Below are 14,042 nucleotides of genomic sequence, written 5' to 3'. Positions count from 1 at the left end.
GCCCATGCCCATGGTAGATATTGACTGGCTCAAGGACCACGTCGAGGTTCCTGCGGACCTCACCTATGAGCAGCTCGCCAAGGATCTCGTCAAGGTCGGTCTTGAGGAGGAGGAGATCCACTCCTCCCAGGTCACCGGTCCGATCGTCGTCGGCTACGTGGTCGACGCCACGCCGGAGCCGCAGAAGAACGGCAAGACCATCAACTGGTGCCACGTCGACTGCGGTCCCGAATACAACGAGACCGATGAGAACGGCAACAAGGTGCCGCGCGGCATCATCTGCGGCGCGCCGAACATGGCGGCGGGCGAAAAAGTGGTCGTGACGCTGCCGGGAGCGGTACTGCCCGGTGACTTCAGGATCGAGCCGCGCAAGACGTACGGCCACATCTCCAACGGCATGTGCGCCTCCGAGCGTGAGCTTGGTCTGGGCGACAGCCATGACGGCATCATTCTGCTGCGCCACTACGGATTCACGCCCGAGGAATACGAGGCGCTCAAGCCCGGTGATGACGCCATGCATCTGCTGCATCTCGATCAGCCTCTGCTGGAGATCAACATCACGCCGGATCGTGGCTACGCGTTCTCCTACCGTGGCGTCGCCCGCGAATACCATCATTCGACCGGTGCCGAATACGTGGACCCGGCGATCGAGCTGGGCAAGGACGCTCCGGATCTGACCGGTCCGGGCGCGGCCCAGGGGACTCCCGACATCGAGGTGGCCATCGAGGACGACAATCCGATTCACGGCGTCGTCGGCTGCGACCGCTACTACGCGCGCGCGATTCACGGATTCGATCCGACCAGCCGCACGCCCAACTGGATGCGTCGTCGCCTCGTTCGGGCCGGCATGCGTTCGATTTCGCTGGCGGTGGATGTCACCAACTATGTGATGCTTGATCTTGGCCAGCCGATGCACGCCTATGATCTCGACAAGATCGCCGGTCCGATCGTGGTGCGTCGCGCCCGTGCAGGCGAGTCGCTCGTCACGCTCGACGGCAAGAAGCATGATCTCGATCCCGAGGATCTGCTCATCACCGATTCGCCGGACGGTCAGCGTGGATCGCGCATTCTCGGCCTCGCCGGCGTCATGGGCGGCATGTACGGCGAAGTGACCGACGAGACGAAGAACATCCTTCTGGAGGCCGCTCACTTCGATCAGGTGTCGATCGCACGTTCCGCACGCCGTCACAAGATCCCCTCCGAGGCGTCCCGACGCTTCGAGCGCGGCGTCGATGACCGGCTGCAGCCCGCCGCCGCGCAGATGGCCGCCGAACTGCTCACCAAGTACGGCGATGGCGAGCCGTCCGAGCATCCGTGCGACGTGGACAACACCGTTGCGCGTCGTCCAATCCATTTCAAGGCCTCCGAAGTCAAGCGCGTCGCGGGCCTCGACGTGGACGTCAACCGCATCAGCGACATTCTCACCGATATCGGATGCCGTGTCGCCGGTGGCGGCAACGGCGAGTTCTCCGTGACCGCGCCGAGCTGGCGTCCCGACCTTAATGAGGCCTGCGATCTGGTTGAGGAGGTCGCGCGCCTCGTCGGCTATGACGAGATTCCCGTCACCGTTCCGCCGGCTCCGGTCGAGGGCGCGGTTGGACTGACCGCCGAGCAGCGTCATCGTCGTGAGGTCGCCAATGAGCTTGCCGAATATGGCATGGTCGAGGCGCTGAGCTACCCGTTCGTCGGCGACGAGGATTTCAAGGCGTTCGCCTACGATCCCGAGACGATCGAACCGGTGAGCGTCGAGGTCGCGAATCCGCTGGCCGGTAATCGCCCCTACCTGCGTCGCGATATCCTGCCGACGCTGGCCGGCACCGTCCAGCTCAACCTTCGCCGTGGCATCGAGAACGTGCGTCTGTACGAGATCGGCCACGTCTACCTGTGGGACCCGAACGCTCCGGCCATTCCCGCCCTGCCCGGCGGCGTCAAGCCGACCGATGAGCAGCTCGCCGCACTTGACGCCGGCCTTCCCGACCAGCCGATGCGGGTCGCGGGCATTCTCACCGGGCTGGCTGAGGATTCCGGTTGGCTCGGCACTCGTCGTGCGGTCGACTACAGTGACGCGCTGGAGGCGGTGCATCGCATTGCGGATCGCATCGGCGCACATATCGTCATTGACCAGCCGGCCGCAGCGGAGGTGCCGGTGCAGTGGCATCCGGGTCGCGCCGCACGGGTGCTGGCCGGAGGCAAGGAGATCGGCATGGTCGGTGAGCTTCATCCCCATGTCAACGAGGCTCTCGGCTTCCCCGCCCACACTGCCGCCTTCGAGATTGACCTGACCGATCTGTTCGCCACGCTGGACGGCAAGCCGGTACAGGCCAAGCCCATCTCCACATTCCCGCCAGTCAAGCAGGATCTTGCGTTCACCGTGCCGGACACGGTCAGCGAGGCGCAGCTTGAGACGACGATTCGCGAGGCCGCCGGAGACGAGCTGGAATCGATCAGGCTCTTCGATGTGTTCACCGGCGATCAGGTCGGCGAACACAAGAAGTCGCTGGCTTTCGCGGTGGTGTTCCGTGCCGCGGATCGCACGTTGAGCGCCGAGGACAGCGAGGCCATCCGCGCGCGCATCGTGGATGGCGCACAGGCGTTGGGTGCGCAGTTGCGCGCTTGATGCCAAGCCGTTGTCGCTTGCAGCCCGCCGTTCGCCCGATCGCATCCGCTGATGAGGATGTGCGGGCGGACGGCGGGTTGCGTTTTGCCATGACGCGCGAATATCATCGACATCAGCGGTATTCGTGACTAGCGGATTTGTCAATGTTTTGTCAATGTGCGGTCGTGCTCGGCACGATCGCATCGTCGTAAGGGGAGGATGGTTCGATGAGCGATATTCAACAGGATGGTGCGGAACCGTCCGTCGGATCGCTGCCGTCTGATCCGCAGAACCAGCAGAACCCACAGAACGCGCAGAACACGGGAGCGGGGGAGACGGCGCGATCGCAGACCGATGGCGTGAACCTCGGCGGATCACCGTCGGGAATCCAGCCGGAATCGCAATCGGGAACGCAGCCGGGGGAACCGCAGTCGGGTGCAGCCGCCCAGCCGCAGTATGGTCAGTATCGCATTCCCGAATATGGCGCGATGTCCGGCCAGTTCGCACCCGGATATGACCCGTATGTGTATGGTCGGCCCGATCCCGCGCCCAGCGGTGACGATGCCGGTCACGGCAATGCCGCCGATGCGGGCAGCGCCGGCGGCGCATGGGACGGCGCACGGATGGCGCCGGCAGCAGGCGGTTCCCGTGGCGCGATGTCTGGTGCCGATGCGTCTGCGAACAGTGCGAATAATGCGAATCGGCCGAAGCCCAGGTATTTCCGTGGCATCGATCTCAATGATCCCAATCAGAATCCGGTGTACGGGCACTGGGATTTCTACGCCATAGCCGCGTTCGTTCTCGCGTTGTTCTTCCCGGTTCCGTTGCTGACCACGTTGCTTTCGGCTCTGGCCATGTGGCGTACTCGCGTGTTCCATACCAAGGGATTCGGCCTCGCCGTCGCCGCGTTGATCATCAGCATCGCGAACGCCGCGTTGGTGATGTGGATGACGGCCAATGGCATGACGGTGGACGACCTGTACAGGATGCTGCTGCAGACGATGATTGGAACGGGCGGCAACATGGGTGGCACTTCGGGCGGTGGCATCAGCGTCTGAGGGTTGATCACGCCCGCGGCGGATTTGATGGATTGATGGATGAATGGCAAACGTCTGATGGAGTGCATGGCAATCGAGTGGGATTCATTCGACACGCGTAATTTGCATATATATGCAGACCTATGCATAAAGTGTATACTATTCGTGTTGTCGATCGAAAAGAGCAGGAAATGACGAAGTACACGGTTGCGGTGGCCGGCGCCACTGGGTATGCCGGTGGGGAGGCGCTGCGCATTCTGGCCATGCACCCGAACTTTGAGGTGACGTGTGTCGCCGGTCACTCGTCGGTGGGGGACAGGCTTGGGGCTCATATGCCGCACATTCCCCAGTATGCGGATCTGATCGTCGAGGACACTTCCGCCGATGTGCTCAATGGCCATGATGTGATCATACTGGCGTTGCCGCACGGTGCCTCAGGGGCGCTGGCGGCGCGGCTTGATCCAAACGCCGTGGTGGTGGATTTGGGCGCGGACCATCGGCTTGAATCGAAACAGGCTTGGGACGACTACTATGGCGGCGATTTCTATGAGGCGTGGACGTACGGCATGCCGGAGCTCATCGTCGGCCGTGGCCAGTTGGGCTCATATACCCGTCAGCGTGAGTCGTTGCCCGGCGCGACGCGGATCGCAGGTCCGGGATGCAATGTCACCGCCGTCACACTGGCCATGCAGCCGGCGCTTGCCGAGGGGATGGTGAAGCCGAAGACGCTGACGGCGGATCTCGCCGTGGGGTATTCGGGCGCAGGCAAGAATCTCAAGCGCACCAATCTTCTGGCGGCGGAGGCATTCGGTTCGGCGACGCCATACGGAGTGGGGGGAACGCATCGTCATATTCCCGAGATTCTTCAGAACCTCGCCCACGCGGGCGGATTCGCGGATACCGATGCGCTGCGATTGGCGTTCACTCCAATGCTGGTGCCGATGGCGCGAGGCATTCTTGCGGTGGTCAGCGGTGAGATGACCGATCATGCCGCCGCATTGAGCGATGACGAGATCCATCGCATCTGGGCCGATGCCTATGCGCGCCAGGAGTTCATCAGCGTGCTGCCGTCCGGCACGTTGCCGGCGACTGCCAATGTCGTCGGCTCCAACGCGGCGCATGTCCAGGTTGTTGCCGACCGCCGGGCCGGACGACTCATCGCCTTCGCCGCCATTGACAATCTCAATCGCGGCACCGCCGGTCAGGCGGTGCAGTCACTCAATATCGCACTTGGCCTGCCGGAGGATGCAGGCCTGACCAAGATCGGAGTAGCACCGTGAGCGTGACGTTCGCACAAGGATTTACAGCGGCTGGCGTGGCCGCAGGCATTTCATCCATCGAAGGCAAGAAGGACCTCGCCCTCGTCGTCAACAACGGCCCCTTGGATGCGGCTGCAGGAGTCTTCACGTCGAATCGGTTCTGTGCGGCACCGGTTCAGTGGAGCAGGGTAGCCGTCGCCGATGGCCATATCAGGGCGGTGATCCTCAACTCCGGAGGGGCGAACGCCTGCACCGGGCCGAAGGGCTATACGCAGAGTGAGGCCACGGCAAAGACCGTCGCCGAACTGGTCGGTGCCGATGCGTCGAACATCGCAGTCTGCTCCACCGGTCTGATCGGCGAGCTGCTCCCGCTTGACCATGTGCTTGATGGGGCGAAGGCGGCGTACCTCGCCCTAGGCGACGATGATGCGGCGGGTTCGGATGCCGCGCATGCGATCATGACCACCGACACCAAGCCGAAGACCGTTTCGCTTGAAGGCTCCGGATACCGAGTCGGCGGCATGGTCAAGGGGTCCGGAATGATCGCTCCCCAGCTGGCCACCATGCTGTGCGTCATCACCACGGATGCTGTCGTTTCCGGCGGTCAGCTTCAGGCGGCGCTTACCGCCGGCGTCGACACGTCGTTCAACCGCATCGACGTCGACGGGTGCATGTCCACCAACGATACCGTGCTGCTGCTCGCGTCGGGTGCATCGGGTGTGGAACCCGATGCGGACGAGTTCAACGGGCTTGTCGCCAAGGCGTGCGCTTCGCTCGCACGGCAGATCATCGGAGACGGCGAGGGTGCCAGCCACGACATCCGTATCACGGTGACCGGTGCCACGAGCGAGGATGCCGCGTTGGCCTGCGCTCGCGCCGTGGCGTCCTCGAACCTGCTCAAGTGCGCCATCAGCGGCAATGATCCCAACTGGGGGCGTATCGTCAGCTCGCTGGGAACCGTTCCTGCGCAGGTCGCTCCCTATGATGCCGACAATGTGACCGTGGACGTCAACGGCGTGCGCATCTGCGAGAACGGCGGCGCAGGCCGGGACCGTTCCGAGGTGGACATGACGCCGCGCGAGGTGCACATCGATATCGATCTGGGTGCTGGGGATGCCGAAGCGACGGTATGGACCGACGACCTGACCCACGAGTACGTTCATATCAACGCCGACTACGAAAGCTGATCATGTCTACAGAATTGAAGGGACCGGGATTCCATTTCGACGTGCACACGGACCTGCGCGCCGATCAGAAGGCAGAGGTGCTCATCGAGGCGCTGCCGTGGCTGGAGGAATTCGCCGGGCAGCGCATCGTCGTCAAGTACGGCGGCAATGCGATGATCGACGAGCATCTCAAGCAATGCTTTGCGCAGGACATGGTGTTCCTGCGTCAGGTCGGTCTGCATCCCGTCGTTGTGCATGGCGGAGGACCTCAGATTTCCCATATGCTCAAGGCGCTCGGCATCAAGTCCGAGTTCAGGGGAGGATTGCGCGTCACCACTCCCGAGGCGATGGACGTGGTGCGCATGGTGCTTACCGGCAAGGTCTCCCGTGAACTTGTCGGACTGATCAACGCGCACGGTCCGTTTGCGGTGGGATTGTCCGGCGAGGACGGCGGTCTGTTCTCCGCCATGCAGCGAAAGCCGATCATCGACGGCAAGCCGACCGATATCGGTCTGGTCGGTGACGTGGTGAGCGTCGACGCGTCGGCGGTGGAGGATCTGATCGCGGCCGGGCGCATTCCGGTCGTTTCATCGGTCGCGCCGAACGAGGAGGATGCCACGCAGGTGCTGAACGTGAACGCTGACTCTGCGGCGGCCGCTTTGGCTGCCGCGCTCGGCGCGAGAAAGCTGGTCATTCTCACCGACGTGGATGGTCTGTATGCGGACTGGCCCGACAAGAACTCGCTGATCGGGCGTATCGGCGTGGAGAATCTGCGCGATATGCTGCCTGATCTGGAGACAGGAATGCGTCCGAAGATGGAGGCGTGCGTGCGCGCGCTCGACGGGGGCGTGCCGCAGGCGCACATCATCGACGGTCGAAAGCCGCATTCCATTCTCAATGAGATATTCACCACAGCGGGCATCGGCACCATGGTCGTGCCCGAGGATGGCGTGGAGATGAGGAGCTCGTATGCCTACTGAGAATACGGAGACGCTGGGCGCGAAGGATGCCGAGTGGCTGGGCAAGTACACCAAGGTCCATATGAATGTGTTCGGCACGCCGCTGCGCGTGATGGACCACGGTCAGGGGACGCGCATCTGGGACATCGATGGCAATGAATACCTCGATTTCCTCGCAGGCATTGCCGTCAACTCGCTTGGGTACGCACACCCGGCATGGGTGAAGGCGGTCAGTGAGCAGGCGGCCAAGGTGGCGCATACCAGCAACTACTTCGCCACGGAGCCGCAGATCGAGCTGGCGTCCAAGCTTGTCGGTCTCGCGGGGGCGCCGGAGGGATCCCACGTCTACTTCGGCAATTCGGGAGCCGAGGGCAACGAGGCGGCGATCAAGCTCGCCAAGCTCTATGGCCGCACGCTTGCCGGTGCGCTTCCTGCAATAGGAGGCAAGCCGGCGCGAATCATTGCTCTCGAACACGGTTTCCACGGGCGTACCTTGGGCGCATTGAGCGCCACATGGAAGCCCGTCATCCGAAAGCCGTTCGAGCCGCTGATGCCGGCGATCGAATTCGTCCCCGCCAATGATCGCCTTGCACTGTACGAGGCGTTTGCGGAGACCGGCCTCGGCAAATACGGCAAGGGGCCGGTCGCCGCGGTCATCATGGAGCTCATCCAGGGGGAGGCCGGCGTGCGTCCGCTGGATCCTCAGTATGTGCGTCACGTGCGTCAGATGTGCGACATCAACCATGCTCTGCTCATCATCGACGAGGTGCAGACCGGCATTGGGCGTACCGGACGCTGGTTCGCCTTCCAGCGCGAGGATCTGTCGGGAGGCGTCACTCCCGACATCGTCACCTTCGCCAAGGGCGTCGCCGGCGGCTTCCCCATGGGTGGCATGATCGCGTTTGGCGCGCAGCTTTCGGCGCTGTTCACACCTGGCTCGCATGGATCGACCTTTGCAGGAAATCCGTTGGGAGCTGCCGCGGCGCTGGCCACGCTTGACGTGATCGAACATGATCATTTGTTGGACAATGCCGAGAACCGGGGACAACAGCTGCGTGAGGGCATCGCATCATGCGGCAATCCGCTGTTCGCAGGCGTGCGCGGGCGCGGGCTGCTCAACGCGGTTCAGCTTGCGCATCCGTGCTCCCATGCCGCGATGAACTGGGCTCTCGAACATGGGCTCATCATCAACGCCGTCGCTCCTGACGCGCTGCGGCTCGCTCCGCCGCTGATCGTATCCGAACAGGATATCGACGAGGCGGTGGGCATTCTGGCGCGCATCCCCTCGGACCTTCCCGATGACTGAGGAAGACAAGGCCAAGTCAGGGTTTGAGCGTGAGCATGGGCGGATGCGCACGCAGAAGAACAACAGATGCATCGATGTGAATCGGATAGACGTGAATAGGTTAAGGAGTGCCAATGACCGGTCAGCTTCGTCATATGCTTCGCGATGACGATCTCAACCATGACGAGCAGCGTCAGGTGCTTGAGCTTGGTATGAGATTCCGCGAGAATCGTTTTTATCGCCAGCCGTTCGCCGGCCCGCAGGCGGTCGCCGTGCTGTTTGACAAGCCGTCGACCAGAACGCGTTCCAGTTTCTCCATTGGCGTGGCCGAGCTTGGCGGATATCCGCTGGTCATCGACAAGTCGGGTTCCCAACTGGGACGAGGCGAGCCGGTCGCCGACACCGCCCGTGTGCTTACGCGCATGGCCTACGGGATCGTGTGGCGCACCTTCGGGCAGGATCGCGTCGAGGAGATGGCCAAATACGCAACCTGTCCGGTCGTCAATGCGCTGACCGACGAATTCCACCCCTGTCAGGTGCTTGCGGATCTGCTGACGATCGCGCAGTTCAGGGGCGGTGTCGATGCGCTGCCGGGCAAGACCATCGCCTACCTGGGAGACGCGGCGAACAACATGGCGAACTCGTATCTTCTTGGTGGCGCCACGGCTGGAATGAACGTTCGCGTTGCAGGCCCCTACGGCTATCTTCCCGATCCCGCGATCGTCGCCGATGCGGAGCGTATCGCCGCCGAAAACGGAGGCTCCGTTCTGGTGACCACCGATCCTCGGGAGGCTGTGGCGGATGCCGACTGCGTCTTCACCGACACGTGGGTGTCGATGGGTGAGGAAGCGGAATATGCGATCCGATCCAAGCCCTTCTGGGACTATCAGGTCAACGATGCGCTGATGAAGCTCGCCAAGCCGGATGCACTGTTCCAGCACTGCCTTCCCGCATACCGCGGCAAGGAGGTCACTGAGTCCGTGATCGATGGGCCGCAATCGGTGGTCTGGGACGAGGCCGAGAACAGGCTTCATGCGCAGAAGGCGTTGCTGACCTGGCTCGTCGGCAAGCAGCGTGGCGACGAGAGCCTGCTCGCATGAGCGAAACGAATCAGCCGGTGCGTCGTCCGGCGACGAGAACCGCGCGGCTGAGCGTCATCGAGGAGATTCTGCTCACACACGTCATCACGTCGCAGTCGCAGCTGTCCGGCATTCTATCCGATGAGGGCATCGCGGTCACGCAGGCCACGCTCAGCCGCGACCTTGACGAGATCCATGCCATGAAGACGCGTTTGCCGGATGGCACGATCGCCTATACGGTCGGTGATCGTGCCGCGCATCCGCTGACCGGCATCGGCGAAAAGGCCGAACAGCAGATGGCGAAGGTTCTTGGCGGACTGGTCACGTCGGTGGCATGTGCCAGAAATCTCATTGTCGTGCACACACCCTCCGGTGCGGCCCAATACGTGGCCAGCGTCATCGATCGGCAGCCGATCGAGGGAGTGCTCGGCACGATAGCCGGCGACGATACGGTGATGGCCATCTGTTCGGATGACGAGACCGCGGCTGTCCAGTCGAAGTGGCTGCTCGCCGTCGCTTCAAAAAACTGAATGGCATTCGACTCGCCGAATGCATAAATATACACACCTATGCATATACTTGCAGTCATTGGTGAACGTGAGTTTTACAGAGAAAGGCAATCATGAGCGATAACAAGCGCATCGTGCTCGCATATTCAGGCGGGCTTGACACCTCCGTGGCCATCCCCTACCTCAAAGAGCGTACCGGCAAGGATGTGGTCGCCGTGTCCCTCGACGTCGGCCAGGGCGGCGAAAGCCTGGAGACCATCAAGCAGCGTGCGCTCGCATGCGGCGCGGTCGAGGCGTATGTGGTCGATGCGCGCAACGAGTTCGCCGAAGAGTACTGCATGAAGGCGCTTCAGGCCAATGCCATGTACGAGGGCGTCTATCCGCTTGTCTCCGCCATCTCCAGGCCGCTGATCTCCAAGCACCTTGTGCGTGCGGCCCACCAGTTCGGTGCCGACACCATCTCCCATGGCTGCACGGGCAAGGGTAACGATCAGGTCCGTTTCGAAGTGTCCATCGCCTCGATCGATCCGACGCTCAAGGCGATCAGCCCGATTCGCGATCTGTCGTTGACTCGCGACGTTGAGATTGCGTTCGCCAAGGAGCACAAGCTTCCGATCACGCAGACGGAGAAGTCGCCGTACTCCATCGACCAGAATGTGTGGGGCCGCGCCATCGAAACCGGATTCCTCGAGGACCCGTGGAACGGACCTACGAAGGACTGCTACGCCTACACCGATGATCCCGCCTTCCCGCCCGTCGAGGATGAGGTCGTCATCGAGTTCAAGCAGGGCATCCCGGTCAAGATCGACGGCCGCGACGTCACGCCGCTGCAGGCCATCGAGGAGATGAATCGTCGCGCCGGCGCCCAGGGCATCGGTCGCATCGATCTGATCGAGGACCGTCTCGTCGGCATCAAGTCCCGCGAACTGTACGAGGCTCCGGGTGCCGTGGCGCTGATCACCGCGCATCAGGAGCTGGAGAACTGCTGCCTGGAACGTGAGCAGCATCGCATCAAGCGCGACATCGACAAGCGCTGGGGTGAGCTGGTCTACGATGCGCAGTGGTTCAGCCCGGCGACGCAGTCGCTGAACGCCTTCATCGAGGACACACAGAAGTATGTTTCCGGCGAGATCCGCATGGTGCTGCATGGCGGTCGTGCCGTGGTCACAGGTCGTCGCTCCGACAGCTCGCTGTACGATTACAAGCTTGCCACCTACGATTCCGGCGACACCTTCGATCAGAAGTCCTCCAACGGCTTCATCGACATCTACGGCCTGCCGTCCCGCGTGGCCGCCGCCCGCGATGTCAAGTTCGGCAACGGCATCGAAGTGCCCACCAACACCGTCGAGTGATGCTCCGGCGTTTCCCTGCGTCCTTGGCGTGTGCGCGGTTTGCCTGATGGCCTTGCACGGTGACGCCAAGTGGTTGAACCGCGTCGGTGATGAAGTCGAATCCGCCACCCGGCCCATGCCGGACGGCGGATTCGACGTATTTTTTGGGGGTGGGGAGGGGGTTGCATCTTGGTGCATCCTCGTGCCGATGCATGCCGTGATGCTTCGTCAGGCGGAATCGATGTTGCGACGCAATCGCAGCGTCGTGCCCCATCAATCCCCATCGATTCGGCATGGTTTTCGATTGCAACCCAGCAAACCATCCCCGATGGGTGAGTTTTACGGGTGACCCACCATTCCTTCGACAGCAGGAAATCGGCCACGCTGTCGGGCTGATAGCCAGGCGCGGCATGGCGTAGCGAAGTGTTGGCAAGATAGGACTTTTCCTGCGCTTCGGGCGGTTCCTTGCCTTATTGCAGAACAGGGGGATCCGGACACCTGCCGGCTCCCCCCTGCCCTGCGCCTACCTTGCATCCGCCGTGTATCAGTCCTCGGCCAGCGTCGGCGCAACCAGTTCAACCACTTGTTCTCCGATCGCACGTTGATCAGAGGAACCCACACTGTAGGAGATTTGCACACTCAGCACCTGTTTGTCAGTGACGATGACCCGTTCGTAATGCACTTCTTGATCAGCCTCATACGTCAGGTAAGCGTTTTGGCCGTCAATTCGTTTATCGGTGATGTTGTTACCTGACGCTCTGCCATGAAGTAAGTCGTCCATCGCATCTTGTACGGATTGGATTTTGTCGTTGGGCTGCCTTCTGAACATGATGCTAACGCCGCTGCCATAGTACACGGTGGAAAAGGCTTCCGCCCCGCCTTGCACGAACTTGAAATTGTCGGGAACCTGGGCATGGAAACCATAGATCACATTGCGATAGGTTTCCATGGTGGAGGACGGAGGATCATTGCTGGCGTTATGAGCGCCGGTCATCGCACTGGAATCGCCGTCGTTGCCATAGAAGAAATTGAGTTGGAACTCCTTCGGATTGCTCGCATAGCGCTGCGCGATGCTGTCGATGTCGTCCGAGCATTCGTCCTGCGTATACGGAATCGTGATGCTAATCTCATCCACGCCGTCCACGCCCAGCAGTACCGGATCGGAAGAGGAGAAATCAACGACGCGGTTCGCCGCCGATTTGTAGCCATTGTCATAGATCAGTTCGAAATGTGCGTCCGGTCGTTCGAGGAGACAGCTGATTCCCGACGGCGTTTGCGCCTTCATCGTCACAACCAGTTTGCCATTCTCGCTGTCGACTCTAACGAGGTTGCTATCATCGGCGGATTCGTCCGAATCATTGGTTAAAAAGCTAAAGACGTCGCTGCCCGATTCACAATCGTCCATGTCCGTGTAGCCCGACTGGGATGGCGATCCCGGGGTGTGCTTCTGTGCCCCGTCGAATGTCACGCCATCCACTGTGATGGTCTTCGAGATGCTATCGTCGCTTTCCGTTGATGTGGTTGGAGGGGTGGAAGACGTGGCTTCCGAGGATTTCGTGTTGTTGTCGGATGCCGGAGCCGATGCCTGACCGGTTTCACTCTCCTGCTGGCCACAACCTGACAAGGCGAAAGCCAAAGCCAGCAACGCCGCGATTATGGTGAATCCTCTGCGTTCCCTTCTCATAGTTGAACCTCCTCCAACTGATCCGAAAGCGAAAAACGCATCGCTGGTTCGATGGCCGGTGCCTTCGGGGCCGCTGATTGCGGTTCGAGCCGTGACGCATCACAGTCGGACTGCTTGGCCGCGGATCGAGCAATGGACGAATTGACCATGACTCCTCTTTCTCTGGGTTGTCTCTGGATTGGTCTGACGCAATATGTTGTGACGAAGCGTGAATCGGATGCGAATTTTGCATGCGCCATTGGTGATATTGGGACATACACAGGGGGAGCCAATGCTCTGAATCCATTTCACTATAGCATTCCTGAATCAAGCGGTTCCAATCGTATTGCGCCACGTCAGGACGGTCCCAGGCCGGTGGCGCCTTCGCCCACGCCGTCTACGTAGCCCAACGCTGATAGCCTTGCGTACAACTGGCATCGAGCTTTTTCGCGTATATAAGGAGTGACCCATGCCTGAGGACACCGAACACCTCGCCCTGTGGGGAGGCCGCTTCACCTCCGGCCCCTCGCCCGAGCTGGCACGCCTGTCCAAGTCCACCCAGTTCGACTGGCACCTGGCAGACGGCAATATCGCCGGCTTCTGCTCGCCCTCGCCGCCGCGCTGATCGAACAGGCCGACAAGGCCGGCCACACCGTCATGCCCGGCCGCACGCACATGCAGCACGCCCAGCCGGTGCTGCTCGCCCATCAGCTCATGGCCCACCTGTGGCCGCTCGTGCGCGACGTGCAGCGCCTGACCGACTGGGACAGGCGCATCGACGCCTCGCCCTACGGCTCCGGCGCGCTCGCCGGCAACACGCTCGGCCTCGACATGATCCTGCATGGTGGCTGTGCGGTCGTCGCCGGCCGTCGCTCTGACTCCTCGCTGTACGATTACAAGCTGGCCGCCTACGATTCGGGCGACACGTTCGACCAGAAGTCCTCCAACGGCTTCATCGACATCTACGGCCTGCCGTCCCGCGTGGCCGCCCCCGCGATGTCAAGTTCGGCAACGGCATCGAGGTGCCGAACAACACCGTCGAGTGAGACGTTTCCCGGGCGTGTCGCTCTTCTTGGGAACGGCACGCCTCGGGGTGGCACCATCGGCTTGCATGATGGTCGTTTGCGATCAACCCATATGTGATCAGCCCATGTCTGA

The 14,042-nt window shown here is 61.9% G+C and carries 11 protein-coding genes and 1 pseudogene; 11 read left to right on the top strand and 1 reads right to left on the bottom strand.

The window, feature by feature from the left end; translation table 11 throughout:
• The first annotated feature begins 4 nt into the window (after positions 1–4).
• From pheT to EHS19_RS05150, 9 genes are all read left to right on the top strand, one after another.
• On the top strand, positions 5–2,617 hold the full coding sequence (pheT, locus tag EHS19_RS05190; RefSeq protein ID WP_151916724.1) for a phenylalanine--tRNA ligase subunit beta: 2,613 nt from the start codon (positions 5–7) through the stop codon (positions 2,615–2,617).
• A 206-nt stretch (positions 2,618–2,823) separates the two neighbouring features.
• On the top strand, positions 2,824–3,654 hold the full coding sequence (locus tag EHS19_RS05185) for a hypothetical protein (protein WP_241677092.1): 831 nt from the start codon (positions 2,824–2,826) through the stop codon (positions 3,652–3,654).
• 170 nt (positions 3,655–3,824) lie between these two features.
• Entirely contained in the window at positions 3,825–4,913 is a 1,089-nt protein-coding gene (gene argC / locus EHS19_RS05180; RefSeq protein ID WP_151916723.1) for an N-acetyl-gamma-glutamyl-phosphate reductase, read from the top strand.
• Positions 4,910–6,079 carry a bifunctional glutamate N-acetyltransferase/amino-acid acetyltransferase ArgJ gene (argJ, locus tag EHS19_RS05175; RefSeq protein WP_151916722.1) on the top strand — a complete coding sequence of 390 codons (1,170 nt, stop codon included), beginning with the start codon at positions 4,910–4,912 and terminating at the stop codon, positions 6,077–6,079. The genes argC and argJ overlap by 4 nt, the downstream gene beginning before the upstream one ends.
• A 2-nt stretch (positions 6,080–6,081) precedes the next feature.
• A complete protein-coding gene (gene argB, locus EHS19_RS05170) occupies positions 6,082–7,038 on the top strand; it encodes an acetylglutamate kinase (RefSeq protein WP_151916721.1) in 957 nt (318 codons plus the stop codon).
• Positions 7,028–8,323, top strand: coding sequence for an acetylornithine transaminase (locus EHS19_RS05165; protein ID WP_151916720.1), 1,296 nt, complete (start codon positions 7,028–7,030; stop codon positions 8,321–8,323). Before argB ends, EHS19_RS05165 begins: the two co-directional genes overlap by 11 nt.
• A gap of 113 nt (positions 8,324–8,436) precedes the next feature.
• Complete coding sequence (argF, locus tag EHS19_RS05160; protein ID WP_151916719.1) at positions 8,437–9,402, top strand: ornithine carbamoyltransferase; 966 nt, start codon at positions 8,437–8,439, stop codon at positions 9,400–9,402.
• Positions 9,399–9,911 carry an arginine repressor gene (locus EHS19_RS05155; RefSeq protein WP_151916718.1) on the top strand — a complete coding sequence of 171 codons (513 nt, stop codon included), beginning with the start codon at positions 9,399–9,401 and terminating at the stop codon, positions 9,909–9,911. The genes argF and EHS19_RS05155 overlap by 4 nt, the downstream gene beginning before the upstream one ends.
• Positions 9,912–10,003: 92 nt before the next feature.
• A complete protein-coding gene (locus EHS19_RS05150) occupies positions 10,004–11,242 on the top strand; it encodes an argininosuccinate synthase (protein ID WP_151916717.1) in 1,239 nt (412 codons plus the stop codon).
• 523 nt (positions 11,243–11,765) lie between these two features.
• Here EHS19_RS05150 and EHS19_RS05145 read toward each other — a convergent pair.
• Positions 11,766–12,905: a hypothetical protein gene (locus EHS19_RS05145; protein ID WP_151916716.1), complete on the bottom strand. Its 1,140-nt coding sequence runs from the start codon at positions 12,903–12,905 to the stop codon at positions 11,766–11,768.
• Positions 12,906–13,353: 448 nt separating this feature from the next.
• Here EHS19_RS05145 and EHS19_RS05140 point away from each other — a divergent pair.
• Positions 13,354–13,715 (top strand): annotated as a pseudogene (locus EHS19_RS05140) (lyase family protein); the annotation flags it as partial.
• Positions 13,716–14,027 carry a hypothetical protein gene (locus EHS19_RS05135; protein WP_421745293.1) on the top strand — a complete coding sequence of 104 codons (312 nt, stop codon included), beginning with the start codon at positions 13,716–13,718 and terminating at the stop codon, positions 14,025–14,027.
• Positions 14,028–14,042: the final 15 nt, after the last annotated feature.

It is taken from the genome of Bifidobacterium jacchi (assembly GCF_009078285.1).
Taxonomy (GTDB): domain Bacteria; phylum Actinomycetota; class Actinomycetes; order Actinomycetales; family Bifidobacteriaceae; genus Bifidobacterium; species Bifidobacterium jacchi.
The sequence above is the reverse complement of the archived record's forward strand: the minus strand, read 5'-3'. Positions and strand labels throughout refer to the sequence as shown.

Excerpts from the sequence above, each read along its gene's own strand:
- argC (WP_151916723.1), top strand. The coding sequence starts at position 3,825 with ATGACGAAGTACACGGTTGCGGTGGCCGGCGCCACTGGGTATGCCGGT.
- EHS19_RS05155 (WP_151916718.1), top strand. The coding sequence starts at position 9,399 with ATGAGCGAAACGAATCAGCCGGTGCGTCGTCCGGCGACGAGAACCGCG.
- argB (WP_151916721.1), top strand. The coding sequence starts at position 6,082 with ATGTCTACAGAATTGAAGGGACCGGGATTCCATTTCGACGTGCACACG.
- EHS19_RS05135 (WP_421745293.1), top strand. The coding sequence starts at position 13,716 with ATGATCCTGCATGGTGGCTGTGCGGTCGTCGCCGGCCGTCGCTCTGAC.
- pheT (WP_151916724.1), top strand. The coding sequence starts at position 5 with ATGCCCATGGTAGATATTGACTGGCTCAAGGACCACGTCGAGGTTCCT.
- EHS19_RS05145 (WP_151916716.1), bottom strand. The coding sequence starts at position 12,905 with ATGAGAAGGGAACGCAGAGGATTCACCATAATCGCGGCGTTGCTGGCT.
- argF (WP_151916719.1), top strand. The coding sequence starts at position 8,437 with ATGACCGGTCAGCTTCGTCATATGCTTCGCGATGACGATCTCAACCAT.
- EHS19_RS05185 (WP_241677092.1), top strand. The coding sequence starts at position 2,824 with ATGAGCGATATTCAACAGGATGGTGCGGAACCGTCCGTCGGATCGCTG.
- EHS19_RS05150 (WP_151916717.1), top strand. The coding sequence starts at position 10,004 with ATGAGCGATAACAAGCGCATCGTGCTCGCATATTCAGGCGGGCTTGAC.
- EHS19_RS05165 (WP_151916720.1), top strand. The coding sequence starts at position 7,028 with ATGCCTACTGAGAATACGGAGACGCTGGGCGCGAAGGATGCCGAGTGG.